Annotated in this window: 26 protein-coding genes and 1 other RNA gene; 14 read left to right on the top strand and 13 right to left on the bottom strand. The window is 67.1% G+C overall.

Annotated elements, in window-relative coordinates:
• Nucleotides 1-101 precede the first annotated feature (101 nt).
• Complete coding sequence (locus tag Q7S93_RS04635) at nucleotides 102-287, top strand: (2Fe-2S)-binding protein (protein ID WP_304712559.1); 186 nt, start codon at nucleotides 102-104, stop codon at nucleotides 285-287.
• 133 nt (nucleotides 288-420) lie between these two features.
• The gene (gene bfr / locus Q7S93_RS04640) at nucleotides 421-900 is read left to right on the top strand and encodes a bacterioferritin (RefSeq protein WP_304712561.1); all 480 of its coding nucleotides are present in this window, start codon (nucleotides 421-423) and stop codon (nucleotides 898-900) included.
• 84 nt (nucleotides 901-984) lie between these two features.
• Here bfr and fba read toward each other — a convergent pair whose 3' ends face one another.
• From fba to tkt, 6 genes are all read right to left on the bottom strand, one after another.
• Nucleotides 985-2,070: a class II fructose-bisphosphate aldolase gene (fba, locus tag Q7S93_RS04645; RefSeq protein ID WP_304712562.1), complete on the bottom strand. Its 1,086-nt coding sequence runs from the start codon at nucleotides 2,068-2,070 to the stop codon at nucleotides 985-987.
• 31 nt (nucleotides 2,071-2,101) lie between these two features.
• A complete protein-coding gene (locus Q7S93_RS04650) occupies nucleotides 2,102-3,292 on the bottom strand; it encodes a phosphoglycerate kinase (RefSeq protein WP_304712564.1) in 1,191 nt (396 codons plus the stop codon).
• Nucleotides 3,293-3,383: 91 nt separating this feature from the next.
• A complete protein-coding gene (gene gap / locus Q7S93_RS04655; RefSeq protein WP_304712566.1) occupies nucleotides 3,384-4,391 on the bottom strand; it encodes a type I glyceraldehyde-3-phosphate dehydrogenase in 1,008 nt (335 codons plus the stop codon).
• 146 nt (nucleotides 4,392-4,537) lie between these two features.
• The gene (locus tag Q7S93_RS04660) at nucleotides 4,538-5,020 is read right to left on the bottom strand and encodes an acetyltransferase (RefSeq protein ID WP_304712568.1); all 483 of its coding nucleotides are present in this window, start codon (nucleotides 5,018-5,020) and stop codon (nucleotides 4,538-4,540) included.
• A gap of 3 nt (nucleotides 5,021-5,023) precedes the next feature.
• Complete coding sequence (gene purT / locus Q7S93_RS04665; protein ID WP_304712570.1) at nucleotides 5,024-6,223, bottom strand: formate-dependent phosphoribosylglycinamide formyltransferase; 1,200 nt, start codon at nucleotides 6,221-6,223, stop codon at nucleotides 5,024-5,026.
• A gap of 4 nt (nucleotides 6,224-6,227) precedes the next feature.
• The gene (tkt, locus tag Q7S93_RS04670) at nucleotides 6,228-8,198 is read right to left on the bottom strand and encodes a transketolase (protein ID WP_304712572.1); all 1,971 of its coding nucleotides are present in this window, start codon (nucleotides 8,196-8,198) and stop codon (nucleotides 6,228-6,230) included.
• 147 nt (nucleotides 8,199-8,345) lie between these two features.
• On the opposite strand from tkt, the gene Q7S93_RS04675 reads away from it, so the two are divergent.
• The 5 genes from Q7S93_RS04675 to Q7S93_RS04690 all read left to right on the top strand — a co-directional run bounded on the left by Q7S93_RS04675 (nucleotide 8,346) and on the right by Q7S93_RS04690 (nucleotide 11,846).
• Nucleotides 8,346-8,723, top strand: a complete 378-nt coding sequence (locus Q7S93_RS04675) for a DUF4164 family protein (protein WP_304712574.1) — start codon at nucleotides 8,346-8,348, stop codon at nucleotides 8,721-8,723.
• Nucleotides 8,724-8,726: 3 nt separating this feature from the next.
• Nucleotides 8,727-9,053, top strand: coding sequence for a cell division protein ZapA (locus Q7S93_RS04680; protein WP_304712576.1), 327 nt, complete (start codon nucleotides 8,727-8,729; stop codon nucleotides 9,051-9,053).
• 68 nt (nucleotides 9,054-9,121) lie between these two features.
• Nucleotides 9,122-9,285: non-coding RNA, 6S RNA (gene ssrS, locus Q7S93_RS04685), on the top strand.
• A gap of 196 nt (nucleotides 9,286-9,481) precedes the next feature.
• On the top strand, nucleotides 9,482-9,901 hold the full coding sequence (locus tag Q7S93_RS19020; RefSeq protein ID WP_370652070.1) for a GFA family protein: 420 nt from the start codon (nucleotides 9,482-9,484) through the stop codon (nucleotides 9,899-9,901).
• Between the two features lie 457 nt (nucleotides 9,902-10,358).
• Nucleotides 10,359-11,846 (top strand): hypothetical protein, encoded by a 1,488-nt coding sequence (locus Q7S93_RS04690; RefSeq protein WP_304712578.1) that lies wholly within the window; start codon nucleotides 10,359-10,361, stop codon nucleotides 11,844-11,846.
• Between the two features lie 56 nt (nucleotides 11,847-11,902).
• Here Q7S93_RS04690 and Q7S93_RS04695 read toward each other — a convergent pair whose 3' ends face one another.
• The 3 genes from Q7S93_RS04695 to Q7S93_RS04705 form a co-directional block, all read right to left on the bottom strand.
• Entirely contained in the window at nucleotides 11,903-12,775 is an 873-nt protein-coding gene (locus Q7S93_RS04695; RefSeq protein WP_304712579.1) for an alpha/beta hydrolase, read from the bottom strand.
• Between the two features lie 474 nt (nucleotides 12,776-13,249).
• Entirely contained in the window at nucleotides 13,250-13,846 is a 597-nt protein-coding gene (locus Q7S93_RS04700) for an AbiU2 domain-containing protein (RefSeq protein ID WP_304712581.1), read from the bottom strand.
• Nucleotides 13,847-13,942: 96 nt separating this feature from the next.
• Nucleotides 13,943-14,347, bottom strand: a complete 405-nt coding sequence (locus Q7S93_RS04705) for a hypothetical protein (protein ID WP_304712582.1) — start codon at nucleotides 14,345-14,347, stop codon at nucleotides 13,943-13,945.
• A 251-nt stretch (nucleotides 14,348-14,598) separates the two neighbouring features.
• On the opposite strand from Q7S93_RS04705, the gene Q7S93_RS04710 reads away from it, so the two are divergent.
• Both Q7S93_RS04710 and Q7S93_RS04715 read left to right on the top strand, forming a co-directional pair.
• Nucleotides 14,599-15,168, top strand: a complete 570-nt coding sequence (locus Q7S93_RS04710) for a 5-formyltetrahydrofolate cyclo-ligase (RefSeq protein WP_304712584.1) — start codon at nucleotides 14,599-14,601, stop codon at nucleotides 15,166-15,168.
• Between the two features lie 9 nt (nucleotides 15,169-15,177).
• Nucleotides 15,178-16,014: a TIGR00282 family metallophosphoesterase gene (locus Q7S93_RS04715; RefSeq protein WP_304712586.1), complete on the top strand. Its 837-nt coding sequence runs from the start codon at nucleotides 15,178-15,180 to the stop codon at nucleotides 16,012-16,014.
• Nucleotides 16,015-16,028: 14 nt separating this feature from the next.
• On the opposite strand, the gene Q7S93_RS04720 is transcribed toward Q7S93_RS04715, so the two are convergent.
• Nucleotides 16,029-16,727 carry a hypothetical protein gene (locus tag Q7S93_RS04720; protein ID WP_304712587.1) on the bottom strand — a complete coding sequence of 233 codons (699 nt, stop codon included), beginning with the start codon at nucleotides 16,725-16,727 and terminating at the stop codon, nucleotides 16,029-16,031.
• Between the two features lie 148 nt (nucleotides 16,728-16,875).
• Here Q7S93_RS04720 and Q7S93_RS04725 point away from each other — a divergent pair, with 148 nt between their 5' ends.
• On the top strand, nucleotides 16,876-17,229 hold the full coding sequence (locus Q7S93_RS04725; protein WP_304712596.1) for a phage holin family protein: 354 nt from the start codon (nucleotides 16,876-16,878) through the stop codon (nucleotides 17,227-17,229).
• Nucleotides 17,230-17,302: 73 nt separating this feature from the next.
• Here the strand turns inward: Q7S93_RS04725 and groL are convergent, their stop codons facing one another.
• Both groL and groES read right to left on the bottom strand, forming a co-directional pair.
• On the bottom strand, nucleotides 17,303-18,949 hold the full coding sequence (gene groL, locus Q7S93_RS04730; protein ID WP_304712589.1) for a chaperonin GroEL: 1,647 nt from the start codon (nucleotides 18,947-18,949) through the stop codon (nucleotides 17,303-17,305).
• Nucleotides 18,950-19,064: 115 nt separating this feature from the next.
• Entirely contained in the window at nucleotides 19,065-19,352 is a 288-nt protein-coding gene (gene groES, locus Q7S93_RS04735) for a co-chaperone GroES (RefSeq protein WP_293321778.1), read from the bottom strand.
• A gap of 398 nt (nucleotides 19,353-19,750) precedes the next feature.
• Between groES and Q7S93_RS04740 the strand changes: the two genes are divergently transcribed.
• The 3 genes from Q7S93_RS04740 (at nucleotide 19,751) to Q7S93_RS04750 (ending at nucleotide 24,211) form a co-directional block, all read left to right on the top strand.
• Nucleotides 19,751-20,443, top strand: coding sequence for a TetR/AcrR family transcriptional regulator (locus Q7S93_RS04740; protein WP_304712591.1), 693 nt, complete (start codon nucleotides 19,751-19,753; stop codon nucleotides 20,441-20,443).
• 175 nt (nucleotides 20,444-20,618) lie between these two features.
• The gene (locus Q7S93_RS04745) at nucleotides 20,619-22,832 is read left to right on the top strand and encodes a TonB-dependent receptor (protein ID WP_304712592.1); all 2,214 of its coding nucleotides are present in this window, start codon (nucleotides 20,619-20,621) and stop codon (nucleotides 22,830-22,832) included.
• Nucleotides 22,833-22,894: 62 nt separating this feature from the next.
• Nucleotides 22,895-24,211, top strand: coding sequence for a spinster family MFS transporter (locus tag Q7S93_RS04750; protein ID WP_304712593.1), 1,317 nt, complete (start codon nucleotides 22,895-22,897; stop codon nucleotides 24,209-24,211).
• Between the two features lie 35 nt (nucleotides 24,212-24,246).
• On the opposite strand, the gene Q7S93_RS04755 is transcribed toward Q7S93_RS04750, so the two are convergent.
• Complete coding sequence (locus Q7S93_RS04755) at nucleotides 24,247-25,545, bottom strand: acyl-CoA dehydrogenase family protein (RefSeq protein WP_304712594.1); 1,299 nt, start codon at nucleotides 25,543-25,545, stop codon at nucleotides 24,247-24,249.
• Nucleotides 25,546-25,729: 184 nt separating this feature from the next.
• Here Q7S93_RS04755 and Q7S93_RS04760 point away from each other — a divergent pair.
• A partial coding sequence (locus tag Q7S93_RS04760) for an acyl-CoA dehydrogenase family protein (RefSeq protein ID WP_304712595.1) occupies nucleotides 25,730-26,706 on the top strand: 977 nt, incomplete at its 3' end.

Here is a 26,706-nt window from a genome sequence, read left to right on the forward strand (position 1 = left end):
CATACGGTCGCGCCGGACATCAGCCTTCAAGCTGCAATTGATTTGCAAGCACGTTCGCATCTGCTAGATATCGATCCGTCGCCTGGGGAGTCACACCGCTCGTGTACGTCTGTAATTGCAACGGTATTCGTGAACGCGAGGTCCGCGCGGCGGTCGCCGCCGGCGCCAGCCGTCCTGCGGAAATCTTCAAGGCTTGCGACGCCAAGCCCCAATGCGCCCGGTGCGTCTGCGACATGCGCGAGTATCTGCAGGAACAGCGCGAGGCCCTGCGCTACGCCGCCGAATAGGCAGGCAAACGCCGCGCCGCCGGCCCTTATCTTCGCCAGCGCAAATCACTTGCAAACATAGGCTTTGACACGGCGCGGTCCTCGCATGAGGTTGCGCCTAAATCTGTTTGTGACGTGAGGAAAGGAGCCCCCGATGCAGGGCGACAAGGCAATTATCCGACTGCTCAACGCAGTGCTCACCAATGAGCTGACTGCGGTGAACCAGTATTTCCTCCACGCGCGGATGTTCGAAAACTGGGGTCTGCGCCGCCTGGGCAAGATCGTCTATGAAGAGTCCATCGGCGAAATGAAGCACGCCGACAAGCTCATCAACCGCATCCTCTTCCTTGAGGGCCTGCCGAACCTGCAGGACCTGCACAAGCTGAAGGTCGGCGAGAGCGTTGGCGAATGCCTGGAGTCCGACCTGGCGGTCGAGACCGGCGGCCGGGTGACCCTGATTGAGGGCATCAAGCTCTGCGAGGGCGTCGCCGACTATGTCTCGCGCGAACTGCTGCGGGAGATCCTCAGCGATACCGAGGAGCATATCGACTATCTCGAAACCCAGCTGATGCTGATGAAGTCCCTGGGCGAGGCCAATTACATGCAGAGCGCCATGGGCGACATGGAAGGCTAGAGCGCGTTCCGCCCCCACAGACGAAAACGCCGGCCAGGGGAACCTGGCCGGCGTTTGTCGTTTCAGGCCCGAGCCTGAGATCGCCTATTCGGCGGCCTGGCGGGTGACGCCGATCTTGGGGTCCAGTTCGCCCGAGGCATAGCGCTTGGCCATGACCGAGAGCGGCAGGGGCCTGATCTTGTCGGCCCAGCCGGCGGCGCCGAATTCCTCGAAGCGCTGGCGGACGACGGCGCTCATGGCGTCCATGGCGGGCTTCAGATATTTGCGCGGGTCGAACTCGCCGGGGTTCTCGGCGAACACCTTGCGGATGGCGCCGGTCATGGCCATCCGGTTGTCGGTGTCGATATTGATCTTGCGCACGCCGTGCTTGATGCCGCGCTGGATCTCTTCCACCGGCACGCCCCAGGTCTGGGGCATCTGGCCGCCATACTGGTTGATGATGTCCTGCAGGTCCTGCGGCACCGAGGACGAGCCGTGCATCACCAGGTGGGTGTTGGGCAGGCGGCGGTGGATTTCCTCGATCACGTTCATGGCCAGGACGTCGCCGTCCGGCTGGCGAGTGAACTTGTAGGCGCCGTGGCTGGTGCCCATGGCGATGGCCAGCGCATCCACCTCGGTGGCCTTCACGAAGTCGACCGCCTGGTCGGGATCGGTCAGCAACTGGGCGTGGTCCAGCTTGCCCTCGAAGCCGTGGCCGTCTTCCTTTTCGCCTTCACCGGTTTCCAGGCTGCCCAGGATGCCGAGTTCGCCCTCGACCGAGGCGCCGACCCAGTGGGCCATGTCCACGACGTTCTTGGTGACCTTGACGTTGTAGTCGTAGTCGGCCGGCGTCTTGCCGTCGCCCTTCAGCGAGCCGTCCATCATCACCGAGGTGAAGCCGAACTGGATCGCCGTGGCGCAGGTGGCCTCGTTGTTCCCGTGGTCCTGGTGCATGCAGATCGGGATGTGCGGGTACATTTCGGCCAGCGCATCGATCAGATGCTTCAGCACGATGTCATTGGCGTAGGAGCGCGCGCCGCGGCTGGCCTGGATGATGACCGGCGCATTGACCGCGTTGGCGGCCTCCATGATCGCCAGGCCCTGTTCCATGTTGTTGATGTTGAACGCCGGCACGCCATAGCTGTGCTCGGCGGCGTGATCGAGAAGCTGTCTCAGGGTAATCCGGGCCATCGCCGTATCCGTCCGTTTCTCTGCTTGTCTCTTACTGGCTCAGAGCCGCCACACCGGGCAGGGTCTTGCCTTCCATCCATTCAAGGAACGCGCCGCCGGCGGTCGAGACGAAGGTGAAGTCTTCCGCACAACCGGCTGCGTTCAGGGCCGCCACAGTATCACCCCCGCCGGCCACAGCCACCAGTTGACCTGATTTCGCCCGTGAGGCGGCGTGTTTCGCCGCCGAAACGGTCGCCTTGTCGAAGGGCGGCACCTCGAAAACGCCCAGGGGGCCGTTCCAGATCAGGGTGGCCGAGGCGTCCATGGCCGCGATCAGCCGCGCCAGGGTCTCAGGCCCCGCATCGAGGATCTTGTCGTCCGGCCCCAGGCCTTCAAGGCTCTGGATTTTGGACGCCACGCCCGGGGCGACCTCGGTGGCGGTGACTACGTCGACGGGCAGCAGCAGTTGGCAGCCGGCCTTTTCGGCCGCGGCCATGATCTCCCGGGCGGCGTCGCCCAGGTCGTGCTCGCAAAGCGATCCGCCCACATCAATCCCCTGGGCCGCCAGGAAGGTGTTGGCCATGCCCCCGCCGATGGCCAGCGCGTTCAGCTTGCCCACCAGATTGTTCAACAGATCGAGCTTGGTCGAGACCTTGGAGCCGCCGACAATGCCCAGAACGGGCCGCTTGGGCTTGCCCAGGGCGGCGTCCAGGGCCTGAAGCTCCAGGCGCATCTGCTCGCCCGCATAGGCCGGCAGCAGCCGGGCCAGGGCCTCGGTGGAGGCGTGCGCCCGGTGGGCGACCGAGAAGGCGTCGTTCACATAGAGATCGCCATTGGCCGCCAGGGCCTTGGCGAAGTCCGGATCGTTCTTCTCCTCGCCGGGATGGAAGCGGACATTCTCCAGCAGCAGGACGTCGCCGTCCTTTAAGCCCGCCACGGCCTTGTCCGCCGCCGCGCCGATGCAGTCCTCGGCGAAGGCCACCTTGACCCCCAGCACCCGCGAGAGCGGCTCGACCACCTGGGCGAGGCTCATCTCAGGAACCCGCTTGCCCTTGGGCCGGTCGAAGTGGGCCAGCAGGATCACCCGCGCGCCGCCGGCCCGCAGCTTGTCCACGGTCGGCTTTGCAGCCGCCAGGCGGGTGTCGTCGGTGACCTGGCCGTCGGCCATGGGCACGTTGATGTCCACCCGCACCAGGGCCCGCTGGCCCTTCAGGTCGGCGTCGTCGAGGGTCTTGAAGGTCATCGGCTTCCAGCGGTCAGGGCGTGGGCGGCGGGCCGCGCCCGGGCCTGGACCCGGGCGCATCAGCCTCGAAGGCGAACGTCCGGGCAGCCGATCAGATCAGCTTGGCCATGGCGAGCGCGGTATCGCTCATCCGGGTCGAGAAGCCCCACTCGTTGTCATACCAGGACAGAACCCGGCCGAGTTGCCCCTCGATCACCTGGGTTTGCGGCAGGGCCGCGGTGGACGAGGCGGCGATATGGTTCAGGTCGATGGAGACCAGCGGGTCGTTGGAGGTGGCCAGGACCCCCTTCATGGCGCCGTCGGCGGCGGCCTGCAGGGCGGCGTTGATCTCGTCCTTGGTCACCTTGCGGCCCGGCACGAACTTCAGGTCGACCACCGAGACATTGGGGGTCGGCACGCGGATCGACGAGCCGTCCAGCTTGCCGGCCAGCTCCGGCAGCACCAGGCCCACGGCCTTGGCCGCGCCGGTGGAGGTGGGGATCATGGACATGGCCGCAGCGCGGCCGCGGTAGAGGTCCTTGTGCATGGTGTCCAGGGTCGGCTGGTCGCCCGTATAGGAGTGGATGGTGGTCATGTAGCCGCGCTCGATGCCGCACAGCTCGTGGATCACCTTGGCGATCGGGGCCAGGCAGTTGGTGGTGCACGAGGCGTTGGAGACCACCAGGTCATCCCGGGTCAGGACGTCGTGATTGACGCCGAAGACGATGGTCTTGTCGGCGTTGTCGCAAGGGGCGCTGACCAGCACGCGCTTGGCGCCGGCTTCCAGGTGGGCGGCGGCCTTCTCCTTGGAAGTGAACAGGCCGGTGCATTCCAGGGCGATGTCGACGCCCAGCTCCTTGTGCGGCAGCTCGGCCGGGTTGCGGATGGCCGTCACCTTGATCGGCCCGCGGCCCACGTCGATCGTGTCGCCGTCCACGGTGACCGTGCCGGGGAAGCGGCCATGCACGCTGTCATAGCGCAGCAGGTGGGCGTTGGTCTCCACCGGGCCCAGGTCGTTGATCGCCACCACTTCGATGTCGGTGCGGCCATGCTCGATGATCGAGCGCAGGACGAGCCTGCCGATGCGGCCGAAACCGTTGATGGCGACGCGGACGGTCATGATGGGATTCTCCTGCGAGCTCTTGGGCCGGTAGGTGGCGATTTCCGATTGATTTGCAGGGGTTTTGTGCGGGGGCGCTCGCGGGAGTCAAGGGGAAGTGAGCCCGATCTGTCCGACCAGCCGGCGAATGTGATCCGGCGCCGGTTTCAACCGACGCGAAAGCGATGGACCCGCCGCGCTCCCAGGGAAGCCTCCGTCACCTCGCGGCCTCCGGCGGCGGCGATCGCCCGAGGCCAGAAGGCCAGGGCGGGCGCCGTGGCGTCATAGACCTGGAGCTCCCAGAGTCCAGGCGTCGTCGCGAAGACGGCGCGGGCGGAGGCCAGGCCGACCCCGGCGCGCCGCCATGGCGGCAGGACGCAGAACTCCGCCACCGCGGCGTCGCAACCGAGCCCCGATGGCGAATAGCGGTTCACCAGCACGAAACCGACCCGGACCTCGTCGGCCAGGATCCAGAAGGGCCGGCGTTCAGCCTGCGTCCAATAGGCGTCGAAATGGGGATAGTCCGTGGGATCGCCGTGGCGGCGCCGGGGATCGACGATGTCGGCGTGGGCGATCAGATAGGGATCGAGCAGGCGGCGGAGCTCGGCCTTCTCCGACAGAGCGACCGGGGCCAGCCGAACCTCGACCATCGCCTAGTCTCCCGCCACCACGCGGACCTTGGCCGCAGCCTCCGCCGCTCGCGCCCGGGCGGCCTCGATGGTCGCGGCGCGGGCCAGGGCCACGCCCATGCGACGGCGCTCGAAAGCCTCGGGCTTGCCGAACAGGCGCAGGTCCGCGCCAGGCACGGCCAGGGCTTCGGCGACGCCCTCGAAGGCCACGCCCCGGGCCTCCATGCCGCCATAGATCACGGCGCTGGCGCCGGGTTCGCGCAGGGTGACGTCCACCGGCAGGCCAAGGATCGCCCGCGCATGCAGGGCGAACTCGCTCTGAACCTGGGTGGCCAGCGTCACCAGGCCGGTGTCGTGGGGCCGCGGGCTGACCTCGGAGAACCAGACCGCATCGCCCTTTACGAACAGCTCGACCCCGAACAGACCCAGGCCCCCTAGGCTTGCGGTGACGCGGCCGGCGATCTCCCGGGCGCGCTTCAGGGCCAGCGGGCTCATGGGCTGCGGCTGCCAGCTCTCCACATAGTCGCCCTGCACCTGGCGGTGGCCGATAGGCTCGCAGAAGTGGGTGGCCACCTCGCCGTCGGGGCCGCGGGCGCGCACGGTCAGCTGGGTGATCTCGAAGTCGAAATCGATGCGGCCCTCGACGATGACCCGGGCCTGCTCGACCCGGCCGCCCTCCAGGGCGTAGCGCCAGGCGGCTTCAATGCCCGCAGGCGCTTCCACATAGGACTGGCCCTTGCCCGAGGACGACATCACCGGCTTGACGAAGCAGGGATAGCCGACGGCCGCTGCGCCCGCCGCCAGCTCTGCCTCGCTGGAGGCGAAGGCGTAGGGCGATGTGGCCAGCCCCAGCTCCTCGGCGGCCAGGCGGCGGATGCCTTCGCGGTTCATGGTCAGCTGGGCGGCCCGGGCGGTGGGGATCACCACGGCCAGGCCCGCAGCCTCGATGGCCGCCAGTTCGTCGGTGGCGATGGCCTCGATCTCGGGCACGATCAGGTGGGGGCGCTCGGCTTCAACCACGGCGCGCAGGGCCGCCGCATCGGTCATGGCGATGACGTGGCTGCGATGGGCCACCTGCATGGCCGGCGCATCGGCGTAGCGGTCGACGGCGATCACCTCGCAGCCGAGCCGCTGCAACTCGATGGCCACCTCCTTGCCGAGCTCGCCCGAGCCCAGCAGCAGGACGCGCAGGGCGCCCGGCGACAGCGGCGTGCCCAGGCGCATGGGCCTAGACCTTGGCCTGGACGGCGTCGGCCAGGGCCTCGGCGGTGATGCCGAATTCCTTGTAGAGCCGCTCATAGGGGGCGCTGGCGCCGAACCCGCTCATGCCGACGAAGACGCCGTCCTCGCCGATGAACCGTTCCCAGCCCAGGCTGACGGCGGCTTCCACCGCCGCGCGAACCGGGGCCTGGCCGATCACAGAGGCGCGGTACTCGGCCGACTGGGCCGAGAACAGCTCCCAGCAGGGAACCGAGACGACGCGGGTCGGCACGCCGCGGGCCTGCAGCAGGTCGCGGGCGGCCAGCGCGATGGAGACCTCCGAACCGGTGGAGAAGATCGTCGCCTTCGCCTCGCCATCGGCGGCGCGCAGCTCATAGGCGCCCCGGGCCGACAGGTTCTCGCCCGCAGGCTCGGTCCGGGCGGCCGGGACCTTCTGACGCGACAGGGCCATGATCGAGGGCGTGGTGGGCGTCGAGAGCGCCAGCTTCCAGCACTCGGCGGCCTCCACGGCGTCGGCCGGGCGATAGACGTTCAGGTTGGGCATGGCCCGCAGGGAGGCCAGGTGCTCCACCGGCTGGTGGGTGGGGCCGTCTTCGCCGAGACCGATGGAGTCGTGGGTCATCACATGGATCACCCGCACGCCCATCAGGGCGCCCAGCCGGATGGCCGGGCGGCTGTAGTCGGAGAACACCATGAAGGTGCCGGAATAGGGGATGACGCCCCCGTGCAGGGCCATGCCGTTCATGGCTGCGGCCATGCCGTGCTCGCGGATGCCGTAATGCACATAGCGGCCGGCATAGTCAGGCGCGTCAAAGGCCGGCGTGCCCTTGACGAAGGTGTTGTTGGATCCCGTCAGGTCGGCCGAGCCGCCGACCATTTCCGGGATGGCAGGAACCAGCTGCTCGAGCGCAGCGCCAGAATGGACCCGGGTGGCGTTGGCCGGCGCGGTCCTGGCCATTTCGGCGATGTGGGCGTCCAGGCGCGCGAAGGCCTCGGGCGGCAGCTCGCCAGCCATGGCCCGCTGGAACTCCGCCTTCAGGGGCGAGGCGCCCAGCGCCTTCTCCCAGCTCTTGCGGACCTTGCCGCCCTTGCGGCCCGCCGCGCGCCAGGGCTTGTAGACCTCGTCGGGTATGACGAAGGGCTCGTGGCTCCAGCCCAGAGCCACGCGGGAATCGGCGATCTCGTCGTCGAACAGGGTGTAGCCGTGGCTGTGGGGGTCGCCTTCCTTGCGGCCCGCGCCCTTCGAGATCTTGGTCTTGCAGGCGATCATGGTCGGCCGATCCTGCCTGGTGGCCCAGCGCAGGGCCGCGGCGATCTTGCCGAAGTCGTGGCCGTCCACGGCCTTCACCGCCCAGCCGGCGGCCTTGAAGCGGGCCATCTGGTCGCCGGTCTCGGCGATGGTCGCCTCGCCGTCGATGGTGGTGTTGTTGTCGTCGAACAGGACGGTCAGCTTATGCAGCTTGAAGCGGCCGGCCATGGAGATGGCCTCCTGGCTGACGCCCTCCATCAGGCAGCCGTCCCCGGCCACCACCCAGGTGCGGTGGTCGACAAGGTCATCGCCGAACCGGCCGGCCAGGTGACGCTCGGCCATGGCCATGCCGACGGCGGTGGCCAGGCCCTGGCCCAGGGGGCCGGTGGTGGTCTCGACGCCGGGCGTGTGGCCATATTCGGGGTGGCCGGCGGTCTTGGAGCCCCACTGCCGGAAATTCTGGATCTCTTCCATGCTGACGTCTTCGAACCCGGTCAGGTGCAGGAGCGAATAGATCAGCATCGAGCCGTGGCCGGCCGAGAGCACGAAGCGGTCGCGGTCGGCCCAGTCGGGCGCCGCGGCGTCGTACTTCAGGAACTTGGACCACAGGACGGCGGCCACATCGGCCATGCCCATGGGCATCCCCTGGTGCCCCGACTTGGCGCGGTGGACGGCGTCCATGGAGAGGACACGGATGGCGTCGGCCATGGTCTGGAGCTGTGCGGGCATGGGCGTTCCGGGAAGTCTGAAGGTCATCGGGCGGGGGGCAGAGGCTGGCGGGGTCGCATGCACTGGGGCGGCGGTCAAGAAATGCGCCGCTTTCGGGCCGCGCCCGGCGCAGTCTATAGATTAACGGTCACACCTCTGGAGTCCTGAATGTTCCGTGATCCTGCAAGCGAGAGCGCCATCGACCAGGCCGCCAAGCGGCTGGAGCGCGCCATCGCCCTGCTGGAACAGCGCCTGGGCGAGCGTGGCCGCCGCGACGCCGCCGACACCGGCGGCCTGTTCGACCAGGACCGCGCCCGGCTGGCCGCCGACCTCGACCAGGCCCGCGCCCGCCAGCACGAGCTGGAGAGCGCCGGCGCCGAGGCCTCGGCCGCGCTCGGCCGCGCCATCGTCGAGATCCGCGAAGCCCTCGATGGCGAGGGGCCGGAACCGGCGGCCGAGCCGGTCCTTCCTCTGGGGGATGAGACGGCGAAGGTGGACGAAGACGAGGACGCTTCGCCGCCCTGGTCGGAATCGAGGGAGGACTGATCCATGGCCCAGGTGACCATCGAGGTGAACGGCCGCCCCTATCAGGTGGGCTGCGAGGACGGGCAGGAAGGCCATCTGATCGAACTGGCCCGCTTGTTCGACCGTCAGGTGCGGGCGGTGTCCCAGGACATGGGGCAGCTGACCGATACGCGCCTGTTCCTGATGGGCGCCCTCTTGCTGGCCGACGAGCTGTGGGATTCCCGGGGGCGCATGTCGAGCATCCAGGCCGAGCTGGCGCGGCTGCAGTCGGACCAGGCCCGCATCGAATCCAAGGCCGTGGCGGCTCTGGACGGGGCGGCCAAGCGCATCGAAAAGCTCGCCGCCGAATAGGTCGCAGGCGGCCGTCGTCTCATGCCGCTTGTGGTGGGGGCGCAGACTCCCTAATTTAGGACCCGGCGGGTCTGCTGTGGCTCACGTCGAAGGCAACCTAATTCCTCCGACCTTAATTGTCTCAAAGGGAGCTGTCCCTGTCCGGCGCCGTGGCCCCGGACACATGGCGCCCACCTGGTTATCCAGGTCTGAGGGGATTAAAATCGTCCTTCACGGTTCTCACGGCGCCGCCACATTTACCCCCTGATCGCCAGCGGTTTCTGCCAGCCTCTTCACGGTCGAAGTGTGCGCTGCCTGCTCCCCAAAGCGGACTCTGTGAATGAATGAAACGGGTGGAGCCCGGACGTGAACTTGCGCGGCGAGTGGACGGCTTAGGCTGCCGGGCGCAAGCTCCCAGACCTGGGGAATGCCGGGAGTGGGGGCCTGATATGACCATCCGGACTGCGCGATGTGCGTGTGGCGCCTGCCAAGTTGAGGTCGAAGGCGAGCCCATCAGCAGCGGAGTTTGCAGCTGCGACAATTGCAAGCGTCGCACGGGGGCTCCGTTTGGGTGGTCGGTCTATTTCCGGGACGAGCAGGTAAGGAGGGTCGAAGGTTCGCTGACCGTCCTCCAAGGCATGGGCAAGCGTTGGTTCTGCACAACCTGCGGCTCGACCCTCTACTGGAAGTCCTTCGGGGCGTGGAGACCCGGCCAGACGGGCTTCGCCGGAGGCTGCTTCGCCGATCCCACGCTGCCGTCTCCCACTATCGCGGTGCGCTGTGCACAGGGGATGCCGTGGACCTGCTACCCCGCTGGCTGCACGCTGTTCGACGACATGCCCCCGAGCCCCTCAACTCCGGCGTCGTGAACGTCCGAAAAGGTCGGGAGCTGTCGTGAGCCGGCGTTCAACAATCAGACGCTGTCCGCCGCCGACAGCCAGGCCGGTGTGGTGCTGGCCTGCCGGCGACTGTGAGCCCGGACGCGCCGTTGATCTTTCGCCCCTGGGCCCCGGACGCCCCCCAGCGCTTGATCTGATCGCGACGTCTCCGGCCGACGCGGTGCGATGGGTGTGGGGGGCGACGAAGCCTTGATAAGCAGCCCGTTAACCCAGACGCGTTAAGCTATCGAGTGGCTAGTGCTGGCCTGCTCGGAGCGAGACCATGCAGATCTCCGTGACCACGACCCCTGTCATGCCGACCCAAGCCCTGGTCGCTGCGGCGGCCTCCGCCTCCGGCGCATCCGCTCAGGACGCCGCTGCCTCGACCCGTTTTCAAGCCTCCGGAAGCGCCGTTATCGTTAGCCTGAGCGATGCGGCGAAGGCCGCGTTGGCTGCTGGTTCAACGGATCCCGCCGCCGATGTCACCGCCCCTGAGGCGAGCCCGGCCGTCGATCCGGCCCAGGCGCTGCGCGACCAGCTCAACCAGGCCATCGCGGCTCTGAACGACACCTCGGGCTCCGCCTCGGTTGACGACCAGCTTGCGGCCTACAAATTCGTCAACGACACCCTGCTGAACGGCCCCGCCAGCCAGGGCCAGGCTGACCCGAACCTGCAATACGCCGTCGATCTGGCCAATTCGGCCTTCTCCCAGCGCGCCGCTCAAGTGAACGCCTATATGCAGTCCGTAGGGGCAGGCGCCGGGAGCAGCCAGTCGCCGACCTGGTTCGCCGACGGCGCCAAGGCCTATGAGCAGAAGCTGGCCGCCTTCGACAGCCTGTCCGCCGACGACCAGAAAATCTATGTGGGCGTCGCCGCGGCATACAGCCAGGAGCGCCGGGAGGTCTTTTCCTTCGCCTGGGACCAGGGGACGATCATCACCACCCCCGAAGAGCATCGCGCCAATCTCCAGGCAAATATCGATGTGATGCGCGCCCTCCAAGTGGCGATGAACGATCCGCGCTACGCCGCCGCCACCGAATATAGCGGCGTCCTGAAGGACAGCTCCACCGGCCGGCTCGATACGCAGATCCGGCTCGCCCAGGCCGCCGGTGACCAGCAGACGGTGGATCTGCTTTCCCTTCGCGACTATCGCGGCACGGCCAGTTGGACGCAGAGGGCGGAGGCCTATTTCGCCGAGTACGGGCCAGCGCCGTCCAGCGAGTCCCAGCCGGTCGCCGCGCCGCCGGCCTTCGTGGCCCAGCCCATCTCGGCCAATGGCGCCGCCGGGGCGACGGCTCAACGGATGGTCGACGCGCTCCAGACCCTGAACGACCCGAGGGCCTCGACCGACGCCAAGTTCGCCGCGCTCGCCGACAGCAGGGGGACGGGCGTACTGTACTGGCTCTCCCTCGACAGCGGCTTCTTCAAGCAGGTCGCCGCCACCCAGCGCGCCTATTCGAACGCGATGGCGTCTGCGGCGGCTCGCGCCGCAGGGGGCGCCGGCGACGACTTCGACATGTCGGCCTTCGCCCGATACCAGGCCGGCTACCTCGACCGGTTGTCCGCCGACGACCAACGCGCTGTGGCCTTTGACTACGGCTATACCGACGTGGAGTCGTTCAGGTCCTATCTCGCCGAGATAGCCGAGCAGGGTATGGCCAATCCGGCCGCATCGGCGAAATCCGACTCCAAGACCGCGGCCGAGCGGGCATTGGACACCCTGACGGCGATCGACGACAAGATGCGCGCCGACCGTGAGGCCGCCGCCAAGGCCGCTGACAAGGCGGACCAGCAGCCCAAGGAGGCCAACGCCGTCGCCTTGATGATCCTCCAGAGGGCGGCCGACGCACGTCAGACCTGGCTGGACGACCTCGAGGGCAAGGTCGCCAAGGACACCCGAGGCGGCGGCGAAAGGCCCGTCCAACATGCAAACTAAGGCAGGCTCCACGTCCTCGGCCCAAGCATCGCGCTCGGCCAGAGGAGGAGGTTCGCCTAGTCCGACTTTCTGAGAAGCGTCCGCAGCGTTCGACTTAGCGCCGCGGGAATGACCGACGTATGCGTCTCACCCTCGAACACGTGGCTGGTCACCGTCAGGCCCGCATGGCCGCGTCCCTGAAGACGCTCCGTCAGCCGCTGGACACCCTCAAGCATCGACCACGGCGCCTCGGTCTCAAGGCCGCCCACTGACATGAAGAGTTCCGTGTCCAAGGTTGCGGACTGGAACGCGAACGCCTCCTCGATCCGAAACAACTCGCCTTCGTTCCACCACAGGGAGGGGCTGTTCGCGCCGTAGGCCGCGAAGGCGCCAGGCCTTTTCAGCATTGCATACAGGCTGAAGAGGCCGCCAAGCGAACTCCCAACGAGAATTTGTCGGGCGGGATCAACGTCGTACTCGCCGGCGATGAAGGGCCGAAGCTCCCCGGTAAGGAATTGCAGGAAGGCGTCCGCCCCGCCCCACGGACGAACGCCCTCTGGCCCGGGGCGTCCTTGGCGGGCTTCTGTGATTGTCGCGAGGAATCCGGCGTCCCTGCTGGCGGTGAAGTCTCGCATGCGGAGCAGCCCATAGGCGTCTCTGGGTCGGATCACCCCGTCCAGGCAGTAGCCGACCCCTACCAGCAAGGCTGGGGCCGCACCGTCGGCCTGCTGGAGAAAACGCGCCGCCTGAGCGGCAATGCCGAACACGGTATTTCCGTCCAACACGTACACGACAGTCAGTGGATGATCCTGCCCTAGGCCGTTAGCGGGCAAGGCCACATCGATCTGGTAGGTCTCGCCGACAGACGTGGACGTCAGCTGGTATCTCCGAGAACCAGAGATGCTTGCGCGCTCATCGACAACTGAAGCGCGCACATCCGACGACGTCATGACAAACCCCAGCTTCTCGCCAAAAGCGTGCGACGCAAGATGCCTACACACAAGAGACGCGGCACATTTCCTGGTGGGAGATTGGGCCGCGCCCAAGCGAATTGATCCTTCCCAAGGGCCTACGACCATTTCCCTTGGGGCCTCGGGTTCGGGTAAGAGCCTGGCGGTGAACCCTGTCTCTCATCAAAAGACCCTTCTGCGCCGGACGATGCGGGACCAGCGCCGGGCGCTGGCCGCCGCTGACAGCCAGGCCGCGGCCCGCGCTGCGACCCATGCGCCGCTGGCGCGGCTGGTTATCCAGGTCCGAGGGAATTAAAATCGTCCTTCACGGTTCTCACGGCGCCGCCACCTTTGCTCCTTGATCGCTCAGCGATTGCCGTGGCGCGCACATCAGTCGCATCCGCCCTGCTCTCGAAAGCGGCCTCTGTGAATGACTGCGAAGGTTGGGGCAGCGACATTGACGTAAGCGGACGATCAAACCCCGAGAATGACACCACCAAAGGGGTGTAAGGAATCCTCACGAGATTGGCCGATGGCCCTCATCGTCCGCTCGAACTGATCGATGTGCGACCTGCTGATCTCGGTTGCCCCCAGGCCCACAGCGGTACGCAGTTCGTTTATGATGTCGATGGAAATCACCATCAGCCGTTGAGCCATATCCAAGTTGATCTTCGCTTCGGCATACGCATGCTCAACTCGCATACGCGCAGATTGATGAGCATAGACGGTGTTCCTCAGTCTTTCGATTTTGTCGGCGAGGGGCTTGGCTTCGGTGAACAGCGAAGTTAGCCGGGCTGCACCTTCCTGGGTCAGCTTTTCCGAGCACTCCCGCATAAGCCTGGGGATGCCGTTGACCTTAGGCCCCTGCGCGTAGGCCGCCGCTGTCCTCACATAGAATGAATAGCGATGAGCTAAGCTGTTAGCTGCCCAAAGGTCCATCATTGTTTCGCGATAGATCTCTGTGGTGTCCCACGCATTCTTATGGATGTGGAGGGACCAGAGATCATGATGGATGGCGGCCATGATGACGTTGCGCGTCACCATCTCTATCCGTTCCTCAAGGTCGATCATCCACACAACCTAGCCCCATGCCGGATGGCGGCAAGCAGACCTTCCCAAGGCTCGTTCTAGGTGGGGGCGGACGTTGTCGAGAACGCCACGCTACACTTAAAGGTCGATATAGAACGGCCCGCCGAACCACCAATGCACCTCTGTGACGACGCCGTCGTTCAGATGAAGGGTGATTACACCGTTTCTCCACGACTTGTCGCGATACGAGACTTCGCTGCGTCCCGCCAGGACTGGAGATGGCGGGTAGCTGCCAGCACCACGAGCCTTCTCTTCTTCTGTGGCGACTCGCCACAGAACAAATGTCGGCTCGAACTGAGATCGGATGGTTTTGTCGGCTTCCCGCCAGTGCATCCCCGGATGCAAGCCGAACCTGCTGCCAGACCTCAGGTTGCCAACTTCGGTGTGCAATCCAGCTTTCGTCAGGTCACTGTGGGGCCACCACGCCACCCATGCGGCGACGGGGCCTATGATTAGAATCACCGCCGCCAGCCAACGAATCATCCGCACCCTTGCCCCACTCACCGCCGCCTTGAAAGGCAAGCACTGGGGAGCCGTGTGCTCAAGCTCAAACGTCCGCAATGGGTCGGCAGCGGTCGGGGAGCGTGCATCCCAGGCCCGGAGGTTGGGTACGGATTCGCCAACGCGCATAGGGCCGGCGTTATCCTTGGGCTAGCCCTGAGCTTCGAACGCACCGACCTAAACGGCTCGCGACCATTTCCCTTGGGGCCTCGGGTTCGGCTAAGAGCCTGGCGGTGAACCCTGTCTCTCATCAAAAGACCCTTCTGCGCCGGACGATGCGGGACCAGCGCCGGGCGCTGGCCGCCGCTGACAGCCAGGCCGCGGCCCGCGCTGCGACCCATGCGCCGCTGGCCCGCCTGGGGGCTGGCCCGGTGGCGGGATACATCGCCCAGGGCGCCGAGCTTGATCCCGGCCCGCTGATGGCCGCGCTTGCCGAAGCCGGCGTGGCGCTGGCCCTGCCGGCGGCTGTGAGCCGGGATGCGCCGCTGATCTTTCGCCCCTGGACCCCGGGCGCGGCCCTGGCGCCGGACGCCTTCGGAATACCCGCCCCGCTTGCCGACCAGCCGCAGGTGTCGCCGACGGCCCTGATCGTGCCCCTGGTGGCCTTTGACCGCCGGGGCGGGCGCCTGGGCCAGGGGGCCGGCGTCTATGACCGGGCGATCGCGGCGCTGGGCGCAGAACATCGCCCCTTCCTGCTGGGTTACGCCTATGCCGGCCAGGAGGTCGAGGACCTGCCGCTGGAGCCGCACGATCAGCGGCTGGACGCCATATTGACGGAAGCCGGGCTGATCGAAGTCCGATAGGATGACCTGATGCGTTTCGCCTTTTTCGGAGATGTCGTGGGCCGGTCCGGCCGCGAGGGTCTCGCCGACCACCTGCCCATGTTGCGTCGCCAGCTCGGTCTCGAGTTCGTGGTCATCAACGCCGAGAACGCCGCCGCCGGCTTCGGAATCACCGAGAATACGGCCCGCGAGCTGTTCAACGCCGGCGCCGACTGCCTGACCCTGGGCAACCACTCCTGGGACCAGAAGGAGGCCCTGACCTATATTGTCCGCGAGCCTCGGCTGATCCGGCCGCTGAACTATTCGGTGCTGGCCGATGCGCCGGGCCGCGGGGCCAATCTGTTCGAGACCCAGTCGGGCCGCCGCATCCTGGTGATCAACCTGCTGGGCCGGGTCCATATGGACTCCCTGGATGACCCCTTCGCCGCCGTCGACCGGGAGCTGGAGAAGGCGCCGCTGGGCATGGTGTCCGACGCCATCCTGGTGGACATGCACGCCGAGGCCACCAGCGAGAAGATGGCCATGGGCCATTTCTGCGACGGTCGGGCGAGCCTGGTGGTGGGCACCCATACCCATGTGCCCACCGCCGACTGCCAGATCCTGCCCGGCGGCACCGCCTATCAGACCGACGCCGGCGCCTGCGCCGACTATGACAGCGTGATCGGCAACCAGAAGGAAGAGCCCCTGCGGCGCTTCACTACCCGCATCTCCGGCGGCCGCTACAAGCCCGCCGAAGGCCCGGCCACGGTGTGCGGCGTGTTCGTCGAGACCGATGACGCCACGGGTCTCGCCCTCCGGGTCGAGCCCATCCGGGTCGGCGGGCGACTCAGCGAGACCATCCCCCAGGTGGACCTGGCCCGGGCCTGAGGCGCAGCCCCGCCTCAGCGGGGCGGTCGGGCGCCGGGCAGGGGCGGCAGGGTGTCCAGGGTCAGGACTCCGTCCCCATCCAGATCCAGCAGGTTGAACCGGCGGGCCGCCGCAGCGCGCCACTCGATCTTGCTGATCCGGCCCGACAGATCCCCATCGGCGCCCCGCACCGGCTGCGGCTCGTTCAGCAGGCCATAGCGGGCCGCCCCCTGGCGCTGGCCGCCGGGCTCGGGCTTGTCCCGGCCAAACCCCGGCATGGGCCGGCGCGGGCGCTCGCCGTCGCCGTCAGGGCGTCCGCCAGGTCCCCCGCCGGGTCCGCCGCCGGGTCCGCCGCCTGCGCCGGGGCGCGGGGACTCGCCCAGGCGGGTGATCTCCGGGGCGATCTGGCGCTCATAGGCCTGGTTTTCGAAGCCATCGACCACCCCATCGCCATCGGCGTCCAGCACGGCGAAGAAGCGCTCGGCGTCGGCCTCGAACTCCGGCCGGGTCAACAGGGTGTCGCCGTCGCGATCGGCGCCGGCGAACCAGGCCGCCAGGCCGTCCCCCTCCCGGAACGGCTCCCCGGAGGGACTGATGAACAGGCGCGCCGGCGGGCCTTGGCCCAGTCTCTCCGGCTCGGGTCCAGGCCCGGGCCCAAGGTCAGCGGGCGCCTGGGCCGCCGCGGAGCTCGCCCAGAGGCCGCACAGGGCCAGCATGATCAAGGGTCGTGTCATGGAAATCCTCAGTCCCGCCCGCCCAAGGCCACGCTGTCGGCTGCGTATGCGGCGAAATTGGGCCGACAGGGTGACGGGGCCGGCGCCATCGGCGAAGATGCCTCCAGATCCGGCGGCGCAGAGCCGCCGCGGCAGGGGGACCTAAATGCTGGCCAAGTTCATCGTCCGCGCCGTCTTCGCCGCCATCGGCCTGTGGCTGGCCTCGATCATGGTGGCGGGTCTCGCCTTCACCGACACCGGCAGCCTGATCCTGGCGGCCATCCTGCTGGGGCTGGTCAACGCCGTCCTGCGGCCGATCCTGTTCATCCTGACCCTGCCGCTGACCCTGATCACGCTCGGCCTGTTCCTGCTGATCCTCAACGCCGCCATGATCGGCCTGGTGGCCCTGCTGCTGGATGGCTTCATCGTCGATGGCCTGTGGCCGGGCCTGGTGGCCGCCATCGTCACCGGCCTGACCAGCTGGATCGGCCACATGATCATCCGCGACGACAAGGGCCGCTAAGCGCCCATAGAAAAAGGGCGGAGCCGTGAGGCTCCGCCCTTCTCGTCTCGAGAAAGCTTGGGAGGGCTTGGACTTAGAAGTCCATGCCGCCCATGCCGCCCATGTCGGGCATGCCGCCGCCGGTCGCGCCGCCGCCCTTTTTCGGGGCTTCAACGATGGCCGCTTCGGTGGTGATCAGCAGGCCGGCGACCGAAGCCGCGTCCTGCAGAGCCGTCCGGACGACCTTGGCCGGGTCGATGACGCCAGCCGGGACCAGGTCGACATATTCTGCGGTCGGGGCGTTGAAGCCGAAGGTGGCGGAGTCGTTTTCCAGGACCTTGGAGACGACGATCGAGCCTTCGACGCCGGCGTTTTCGGCGATCTGGCGGATCGGAGCCTGCAGGGCGCGACGCACGATGGCGACGCCGGCTTCCTGGTCGTCATTGTCGCCCTTGAAGCCGTCCAGGATCTTGGAGGCCTTCAGCAGGGCGACGCCGCCGCCCGGGACGATGCCTTCTTCGACCGCGGCGCGGGTCGCATTGAGCGCGTCGTCGACGCGGTCCTTGCGTTCCTTCACCTCGACCTCGGTGGAGCCGCCGACGCGGATGACCGCAACACCGCCGGCCAGCTTGGCCAGACGTTCCTGCAGCTTTTCCTTGTCGTAGTCCGAGGTGGTGTCCTCGATCTGGCGCTTGATCTGGCTGATGCGGCCTTCAATGCCGTCCTTCTCGCCCGAACCGTCGACGATCGTGGTGTCGTCCTTGGTGATCGTGACCTTCTTGGCCTTGCCGAGCATGTCGAGGGAGACGTTCTCGAGCTTGATGCCCAGGTCTTCGCTGATCAGCTGGCCGCCGGTCAGGATGGCGATGTCTTCCAGCATGGCCTTGCGGCGATCGCCGAAGCCCGGCGCCTTGACGGCGGCGACGCGGAGACCGCCGCGCAGCTTGTTCACGACCAGGGTGGCCAGGGCCTCGCCTTCGATGTCCTCGGCGATGATCAGCAGGGGACGACCCGACTGGACCACGGCTTCGAGCACCGGCAGCAGGGGCTGCAGGGTCGACAGCTTCTTTTCGTAGAGCAGGATGAGGGGCTCTTCGAGATCGGCCTCCATCTTGTCGGCGTTGGTGATGAAGTAGGGCGACAGGTAGCCGCGGTCGAACTGCAGGCCTTCGACGACGTCGAGTTCGGTCTCGGCGGTCTTGGCTTCTTCAACCGTGATGACGCCTTCGTTGCCGACCTTGTCCATGGCCCGGGCGATCATCTCGCCGACCTCGGTGTCGCCATTGGCCGAGATGGTGCCGACCTGGGCGATCTCGGAATTGGCCGAGACCTTCTTGGAGGTGGCCTTGATCTCTTCGATCACCTTGGCGACGGCCTTGTCGATGCCGCGCTTCAGGTCCATCGGGTTCATGCCGGCGGCCACCGACTTCAGGCCTTCGACCACGATGGCCTGGGCCAGGACGGTCGCCGTCGTGGTGCCGTCGCCGGCCTTGTCGTTGGTCTTCGAGGCGACTTCGCGGATCAGCTGGGCGCCGAGGTTCTCGAAGCGGTCAGCCAGTTCGATTTCCTTGGCCACCGACACGCCGTCCTTGGTCGAGCGCGGGGCGCCGAAGGACTTTTCGATGACCACGTTGCGGCCCTTGGGGCCCAGGGTCACCTTCACGGCGTTGGCGAGGGTGTTGACGCCGCGGAGCATGCGGTCGCGGGCGTCAGCGGAGAAATAGACGTCTTTCGCAGCCATTTCTTCTTCTTTCCTTGGAGGCGAAGGGCAGCGTCGGGATCATCCCGGATCGCGCGCCTTGGCCGTATGTCTTCACCCGCCTTGCGGCGGGCCGGATCGGCGAGGGGCCGGGGTCTTAGTCGAGGACGCCCAGGACGTCGCTTTCCTTCATGATCAGCAGGTCTTCACCTTCGAGCTTGATCTCGGTGCCGGACCATTTGCCGAACAGGATGCGATCGCCGGTCTTGACGTCCAGGGGCTGGACCTTGCCGCTCTCGTCACGGGCGCCGGGGCCCACGGCGATGATCTCGCCTTCCTGCGGCTTCTCTTTCACCGTGTCGGGGATGATGATCCCGCCCTTGGTCTTCTGTTCTTCCTCGACACGCCGGACGAGGACGCGGTCTCCCAAAGGACGAAACGCCATGTTGGTCTTGCTCCATTCGGAACTATTGCGAATTGCGATGAGGCTAGCCCCCGCGGTCGGCGCACATTAGCAGCCGCCGACCCTGAGTGCTAACGCGGCCTGGAATTAGGCAGGCCGCCCCCGAGAGTCAAGCTGGGCCATGCAGGTTCGGCGCCTGTCAGCCGCCCTCAAGACGGCCCCAGGAAATATGTCGGAAGCTTAACTGGATCGTGGCCATGGCCGTGCCTATCTGGGGGCCATGGTCAAGCTCTTCAAACTTCTCCCGGCGCTCGTGGCCCTGGCCGGCGTTCTCAGCCTGTTCGTCCTCACCCGGCCGGCCACCTTCTGAGGCGCCTAGGGCGGCGTCTCCATCCCGGCGCTTGACCTTCGGGCCGCCGCCGTCCTCCACTGCGCTGATCATGGGGAAATCATCCGCGACCGCGTCTGGGGCGACCCGGGGGCGCAGGCCCAAGGGCCAGGGCCCAGATCTGCGCGAAGCCATCCTGAACGCCGCCGAGGAACTGTTCTCCCGGCACGGCTTCTACGGGGTCACCGTGCGCCAGGTGGCCGCCGAGGCGGGCGTCGACACCGCCCTTATCCACTACTATTTCGGCGCCAAGCGCGAACTGTTCGATGCGGTCTTCGCCCGGCGGGCGGAGATTCTCAACCGCGAGCGGCTCGAGGCCATGGCCGCCTATCAGGCGGCCCATCCGCATGATCTGAAGGCCGAAGGGGTCATCGAGGCCTTCATCGGGCCGCTGCTGGACCGCTCCATGACCCAGGATCCGGGCTGGAAGAACTATTTCCGTCTGGTCGCCCTGGTGAACAACACTCCAGCCTGGGGCGGCGAGACCATGCACCGCTTCTTTGATCCTGTGGTGCACAGGCTGATCGACACCCTGAAGGCGGCCCTGCCCGAGGCCGAGATCGACGACCTCTACTGGTGCTACCAGTTTCTCACGGGGGCGATGATGCTGGCCCTGTCGGAGACCGGGCGGATCGATCAGTTGTCCGATGGTCTATGCCGCTCCTCGGACCTTCAGGCGGTGCGCGAGCGCCTGTTCGCCTACTGCGCCGCGGGCCTGGAAACCGTGGTCCGTCGCCGCGCCTGACCCGACGTCCCGGCGAGTGTTGCGAAAATTCACCAACTCGTCAAAAAACCGGCGCGCCCTCTCACCTGAGCCCTGGCGCAACGGCCCCGGTTGCAGGCACACTCGCCGCTAATTCACCAGCTGGTGAGTTTTTGCGACGCCGCACCTCACAAAGCGGCGCGTTGGGGAGGATAAAATGAATTCCATCTTCAAGGCTGCGCTCCTGGCGAGCGCGGCGATGGCGGCCATTCCAGGCGTCGCCGCCGCTCAGGCCCCCACGCCGGGGGTGGCCGTGGTCGAGGAACTGGTGGTCACCGCGCGGCGGCGTGAGGAGTCCCTCAAGGACGTGCCTGTCGCCGTCACCGCCGTCACCGGCGAGCGCCTGGAGGCCACCGGCGCGGCCGACATCACCACCCTGCAGCAATCGACTCCCAACCTCACCGTCCAGGTGGCCCGGGGCTCGAACTCGACCCTGATCTCCTTCATCCGCGGGGTCGGCCAGCAGGACCCCCTCTGGGGCTTCGAGCCGGGGGTCGGCCTCTATGTGGACGACGTCTACATCGCCCGCCCGCAGGGCGCGGTCCTCGACATCTTCGACATTGAACGGATGGAGGTCCTTCGCGGACCCCAGGGCACGCTCTATGGCCGCAACACCATCGGCGGGGCGATCAAGTATGTGACCGCCAAGATCGGCGGCGAGCCGGAGATGCGGTTCAAGGGCCAACTTGGCTCCTATAACCAGCGCGACTTCATCGGTTCGGCCAAGGGCATGGTCAGCGACAGCCTCGGCGTCGGCCTGACCTGGGCCAGCTTCGACCGGGACGGCTATGGCGACAACCTGACCACCGGGGCTGAGCACTATAACAAGGATGTGGCCGCGGCCCGGGCCACGGTGGAGTTTTCGCCCACCCCTGATCTCTTCTTCCGCCTGGCCGGCGACATCGTCACCGACCGGTCCAACCCCCGCCACGGCCACCGGGAAGTGGCCGCCTTCGACGCCTTGAACCAGCCGATCCCCGGGGGCGAGGTCCTGCCCAACGTCTATGACACCCGGGCCGGCGCCGGCGACAAGAACCGGGTGGAGAGCCGCGGCGTCTCGCTGCTGGGCGAATGGTCGGCCAGCGACTCCCTGACCTTCAAGTCGATCTCGGCCTATCGCGCCGGCGAAACCGCCGGCGAGATCGACTTCGACACCCTGCCGGCCCCCTATCTGGACATCCCGGCCCGCTACAGCGACCACCAGTTCACCCAGGAGCTGCAGCTGCTCTATTCGGGCGACCGGGTGCAGGCGGTGGGCGGCCTGTTCTACCTGAGCGCCACGGCGGCCGGCGCGTTCGACACGGTGCTGAGCCAGGCGGCCCTGACCATCGCCACGGCCGGCCATGTGGACACCGAGAGCTGGTCGGCCTTCGCCGATGTGAGCTTCGATCTCACCGAGGCCCTGACCCTGTCCCTGGGGGGCCGCTACACCCGCGATGAGAAGACCGGGGTGGTCTATCGCCAGAACTTCACGGGCATCCGTTCGCCCCTGTTCGGCAATCCGCTGGCCGTGCCGGGCCTGGTGCGGTCGGACTTCACCAGCACCGACAGCTACGAGAAGTTCACCCCCCGGGTCAGCGTCAGCTACGATCTGAATTCCGAGCTGACCGGCTACGCCTCCTACAGCCAGGGCTTCAAATCCGGCGGCTTCGACATGCGGGCCGACGCCATCCTCACCCCCACCTCCCGGGACGGCTACGCGCCGGAGACGGTGGACTCCTACGAGGCCGGCCTGAAGGGCTATTTCTTCGACCGACGCCTGAGCCTGAACACCGCGGTCTTCTACGCCCAGTATCAGGACCAGCAGGTCACCTTGCAGACTCCGGTGGGCGCCTCCATCGCCAGCCAGGTGCTCAATGTCGGCGAATCCCACATGTCGGGGGTCGAGGTGGAGGGCGTCGCCTATCTGACCCCGGATCTGAGCGCCAATTTCGCCCTGGGCTACATCAAGGCCGAGTTCGACGAGTATCGGGCGCTGAACCCGCTGACTGGCGTGGTGGAGGACTTCGCCGACAGCCGGGTGTTCCAGAACACCCCCGAATGGACCGGCGCCTTCAGCCTGACCTACCAGCGCGACCTGGGGGACAGGGGGAAGATCAGCTTTATCCCCTCGGCCGCCTACCGCTCGTCCTTCTCCATGTTCGAAATCCCGTCCCTGCTCGATCAGGGCGCCTACTGGCTCTATGACGCCAGCCTGGTGTGGACCTCGGAAAGCGAGCGCTACCGGGTGGGCCTGCACGGCAAGAACCTGGGCGACGAGACCTACCGCATCGGGGGCTACAACTTCCCCGGCGGACTCTTCGCCAACTCCGTGACGGCCTATTACGGGCCGCCGCAGACGGTGACCCTCTCCCTCGAAGCGAAGTTCTAGTAGAGCTTTAGCGGCCCGGCTTCCCTTGGGGGCCGGGCCTTCGTCTGTTTTGCGGAGCTCTGATGGACATCTCCCCCGACCCCGCCGCCCGCCCCCCTTTGGGAATCCGGCCGAGCCGCTATCCGGTCACCGTCCTTGGCGTGCTGATCGTCGCCTATACCTTCAACTTCCTCGATCGCCAGATCCTCGGAATCCTGGCCGGCCCGATCAAGGCCGACCTGGGCCTCACCGACAGCCAGCTGGGGCTGATGGGCGGGCTGGCCTTCGCCCTCTTCTATACGGGCCTGGGCATCCCGGTGGCCTGGCTCGCCGACCGCTGGAGCCGCACCTGGATCATGACCGGGGCGCTCGCCCTGTGGAGCGGCTTCACCGCCCTGTGCGGTTTCGCCACCGGTTTCTGGACCCTGTTCCTGGCCCGGATGGGGGTGGGGATCGGCGAGGCTGGCGGCGTGGCCCCGGCCTATTCCCTGATCGCCGACTACTTCCCCAAGACCCAGCGGGCCCGGGCGCTGGCGGCCTATTCCTTCGGCATCCCCATCGGTTCGGCCCTGGGCATCCTGTTCGGCGGCCTGATCGCCCACGCCATCGACTGGCGGGCGGCCTTCATCATTGTCGGGGCCCTCGGGATCGCCTTCGCCCCGATCTTCCGCCTGATCGTCAAGGAGCCCAGGCGTGGCGCCTATGACGCGCCGCCGGTCGCCCCCGTCCCGCCGCTCGCCGAACAGGCGCCGGCCGCGCCGCCCCCTGGGGCGGTGGCCCTGTTGCTGCGCAAGCCCAGCTTCTGGCTGATCTCCCTCGGGGCGGCGGCCTCTTCGGTCTGTGGCTACGGGGTGGCCTTCTGGCTGCCGTCCTTCTTCGAGCGCAGCCTGGGCATGAGCCTGGTGGACCGCTCCATCTTCCTGGGGATCATCACCCTGGTGGGCGGGGTGATCGGCGTCTGGGCCGGGGGCTGGCTGGGGGACCGCCTGGGCCCCAAGCGACCGGCCGCCTACCTGCTGGTGCCCGCCGGGGCCTTTCTGATCGCCCTGCCGTGCTTCTTCCTGGCTATCCAGTCGCAGTCCCTGGCCTTGGCCTTCGTGCTGTTCATCATCCCCCAGGGGTTGAACCTGGCCTGGCTGGGGCCGGTGATCACCGCGGTCCAGCACCTGGTCCCGGTGGCGCAGCGCTCCGTGGCCTCGGCCTGCTTCCTGTTCGTCAACAACCTGATCGGGCTCGGCCTGGGCACCTGGTATTTCGGCGCGGTCTCCGACGCCCTGACCCCGAGGTTTGGCGAGGAATCCCTGCGCTACGCCATCTATTCAGGGCTGGCCTTCTATCTGGTGGCCTCGGCCCTGTTCGTCCTCGGCGCCCGGCGGCTGAAGCACGACTGGGTGGCCTGAGTCCCCCAGTCGTCTCCACAGGCGCCGTCATCGCCTCAGCGCGAGCCCACAGGCACGCGCAGGGCGTCCTGCTCGGCGTCCAGCCTGGCCTGATGATCCCCGTACCTGGCCAGTTCCATTCGCGCGATGGTGCGGTTGTGGACCTCGTCGGGGCCGTCGGCCAGGCGCAGGGTGCGCTGTCCGGCATAGGCCTTGGCCAGGCCGAAGTCGCGGGTGACCCCGCCGCCGCCGTGGGCCTGGATGGCGTCGTCGATGATCTTAAGGGCCATGGTCGGCGCCTGGACCTTGATCATGGCGATCTCCAGGCGCGCCACCTTGTTGCCGGCCTTGTCCATCATGTCGGCCGCCTTCAGGCAGAGCAGGCGGGTCATCTCGATATCGATCCGGGCCCGGGCGACGCGCTCCTCCCAGACCGAGTGTTCGGAAATCGCCTTGCCGAAGGCGGTGCGGCTTCTCAGCCGTCGACACATCTTCTCCAGGGCCACCTCGGCCGCGCCAATGGTGCGCATGCAGTGGTGGATCCGGCCAGGCCCCAGACGCGCCTGGCTGATCTCGAAGCCACGCCCTTCGCCCAGCAGCAGGGCCTCGTCCACCGGAACGCGAACATCTTCCAGCACCACCTCGGCATGGCCGTGGGGGGCGTCGTCATAGCCGAACACCGGCAGCATCCGCACGATCTTCACGCCGGGCGCGTCGATGGGGACCAGCACCTGGCTCTGTTGCTGATGGCGCGGGGCGTCGAGGTCGGTCTTGCCCATGACCACGGCGACCTTGCAGCGGGGATCGCCCATGCCCGAGGACCACCATTTGCGGCCGTTGATCACATAGTGGTCGCCGTCGCGGACGATGCGGGTCTCGATATTGGTGGCGTCCGACGAGGCCACCTGGGGCTCGGTCATCAGGAAGGCCGAGCGGATCTCGCCGGTCATCAGCGGCGCCAGCCAGCGTTCCTTCTGGGCCAGGGTCCCGTAGCGGTTGAGGATCTCCATATTGCCGGTGTCGGGGGCCGAGCAGTTGAACACCTCGGCGGCGAACTCCACCCGTCCCATGATCTCGGCGAGGGGGGCGTATTCCAGATTGGTCAGCGGCTCGCCCTCGAAGACGAAGCTGTCCTCCACATGGGCCACGCCCGAGGACGGCGGCATGAACATGTTCCACAGCCCCGCGGCCCGGGCCTTGGCCTTCAGCGCCTCGATCACCGGCAGGACCTTCCACCGCGACCCCTCGGCCTGCTGGGCCTCATAGACCGGGACGGCGGGGAGCACGTGTTCGGCCATGAAGGCGCTCACCCGGGCGATCAGCGCCTTCTGCCGTGGCGAATATTCGAAATCCATGGTGGGCGCCTTCCGTTCAAACAAATGTTTGAACGCCTTTTAGGCCGCTCAGCCGAACAGGCGTTTGATTTTCAGCAATTCTGCGCCAATGGTGGGGGACAGAACGATCCGGGCGCGCCTTGGCCTTTAAGGGGCTGGCCCCCGGCGCCCCAGCTTCAACGCCCATGTCCCCGGGAGGACCACCATGAACATCGCTGCTGAAAAAGCCCAATCCAGCTTCGCGCTGAACCCGCAGGACGCGCTCAACGACCTCCGCATCTCCGAAAAGGCGCTGCCGCTCCTGAACCACGTGAAGAAGTTCATCGCCGAGGTGGTCCAGCCGATGAGCGTGGAATTCCACCGCCTGGGCGAGGGCAAGACCGACATCTGGTCCTATGCGCCGGGCCAGCTGGAAGTCCTCGAGGCGGCCAAGGACAAGGCCAAGGCCGAGGGCCTGTGGAACTTCTTCCTGCCCGACGCCGAGACCGGCGAGGGCCTGTCCAACCTCGACTACGCCTATATCGCCGTCGAGCTTGGCAAGAATCCGATGGCCTCGGAGACCATGAACGGCGCCGCGCCGGACACCGGCAACATGGAAGTCCTGGAGCGCGTCGGCACGCCCGAGCAGAAGGAAAAGTGGCTGAAGCCGCTGCTGGAGGGCAAGATTCGCTCGGCCTTCGCCATGACCGAGCCGGACATGGCCTCGTCGGACGCCAAGAACATCCGCATGCGCGCCACCCTGGTGGGCGACGAGTACGTCCTCAACGGCGAGAAGCACTACATCTCCGGCGCCGGCGACCCGCGCTGCAAGGTGATGATCACCATGGTGCAGACCAGCCCCGAGGGTCCGCCCCACCTGCGCCAGTCCCAGATCCTGGTCCCCATGGACACCCCAGGCGTCAAGGTGGTCGGGCCGATGAACGTCTTCGGCGATCCCGACGCGCCCCACGGCCACATGCACATCGTGTTCGACAATGTCCGCGTGCCGGCCTCGAACATGCTGCTGGGCGAGGGCCGAGGCTTCGAGATCAGCCAGCTGCGCCTGGGTCCGGGCCGGATCCACCACTGCATGCGCGCCATCGGCCAGGCCGAGAAGGCGCTCGACCTGATGGTCACCCGCGGCCTGACCCGCGAGGCCTTCGGCAAGCCGATCATCCAGCTGGGCGGCAATGTGGAAATCGT

It is taken from the genome of Phenylobacterium sp. (assembly GCF_030646615.1).
Taxonomy (GTDB): Bacteria; Pseudomonadota; Alphaproteobacteria; order Caulobacterales; family Caulobacteraceae; genus Phenylobacterium.

Coding starts and splice junctions, on each gene's coding strand:
- fba (WP_304712562.1), bottom strand. CDS start 2,070: ATGGCCCGGATTACCCTGAGACAGCTTCTCGATCACGCCGCCGAGCAC.
- Q7S93_RS04650 (WP_304712564.1), bottom strand. CDS start 3,292: ATGACCTTCAAGACCCTCGACGACGCCGACCTGAAGGGCCAGCGGGCC.
- bfr (WP_304712561.1), top strand. CDS start 421: ATGCAGGGCGACAAGGCAATTATCCGACTGCTCAACGCAGTGCTCACC.
- Q7S93_RS04745 (WP_304712592.1), top strand. CDS start 20,619: ATGAATTCCATCTTCAAGGCTGCGCTCCTGGCGAGCGCGGCGATGGCG.
- Q7S93_RS04700 (WP_304712581.1), bottom strand. CDS start 13,846: ATGATCGACCTTGAGGAACGGATAGAGATGGTGACGCGCAACGTCATC.
- Q7S93_RS04660 (WP_304712568.1), bottom strand. CDS start 5,020: ATGGTCGAGGTTCGGCTGGCCCCGGTCGCTCTGTCGGAGAAGGCCGAG.
- Q7S93_RS04720 (WP_304712587.1), bottom strand. CDS start 16,727: ATGACACGACCCTTGATCATGCTGGCCCTGTGCGGCCTCTGGGCGAGC.
- Q7S93_RS19020 (WP_370652070.1), top strand. CDS start 9,482: ATGACCATCCGGACTGCGCGATGTGCGTGTGGCGCCTGCCAAGTTGAG.
- Q7S93_RS04680 (WP_304712576.1), top strand. CDS start 8,727: ATGGCCCAGGTGACCATCGAGGTGAACGGCCGCCCCTATCAGGTGGGC.
- groES (WP_293321778.1), bottom strand. CDS start 19,352: ATGGCGTTTCGTCCTTTGGGAGACCGCGTCCTCGTCCGGCGTGTCGAG.
- Q7S93_RS04740 (WP_304712591.1), top strand. CDS start 19,751: ATGGGGAAATCATCCGCGACCGCGTCTGGGGCGACCCGGGGGCGCAGG.
- tkt (WP_304712572.1), bottom strand. CDS start 8,198: ATGCCCGCACAGCTCCAGACCATGGCCGACGCCATCCGTGTCCTCTCC.
- Q7S93_RS04715 (WP_304712586.1), top strand. CDS start 15,178: ATGCGTTTCGCCTTTTTCGGAGATGTCGTGGGCCGGTCCGGCCGCGAG.
- Q7S93_RS04675 (WP_304712574.1), top strand. CDS start 8,346: ATGTTCCGTGATCCTGCAAGCGAGAGCGCCATCGACCAGGCCGCCAAG.
- Q7S93_RS04695 (WP_304712579.1), bottom strand. CDS start 12,775: ATGACGTCGTCGGATGTGCGCGCTTCAGTTGTCGATGAGCGCGCAAGC.
- Q7S93_RS04705 (WP_304712582.1), bottom strand. CDS start 14,347: ATGATTCGTTGGCTGGCGGCGGTGATTCTAATCATAGGCCCCGTCGCC.
- gap (WP_304712566.1), bottom strand. CDS start 4,391: ATGACCGTCCGCGTCGCCATCAACGGTTTCGGCCGCATCGGCAGGCTC.
- groL (WP_304712589.1), bottom strand. CDS start 18,949: ATGGCTGCGAAAGACGTCTATTTCTCCGCTGACGCCCGCGACCGCATG.
- Q7S93_RS04755 (WP_304712594.1), bottom strand. CDS start 25,545: ATGGATTTCGAATATTCGCCACGGCAGAAGGCGCTGATCGCCCGGGTG.
- Q7S93_RS04750 (WP_304712593.1), top strand. CDS start 22,895: ATGGACATCTCCCCCGACCCCGCCGCCCGCCCCCCTTTGGGAATCCGG.
- purT (WP_304712570.1), bottom strand. CDS start 6,223: ATGCGCCTGGGCACGCCGCTGTCGCCGGGCGCCCTGCGCGTCCTGCTG.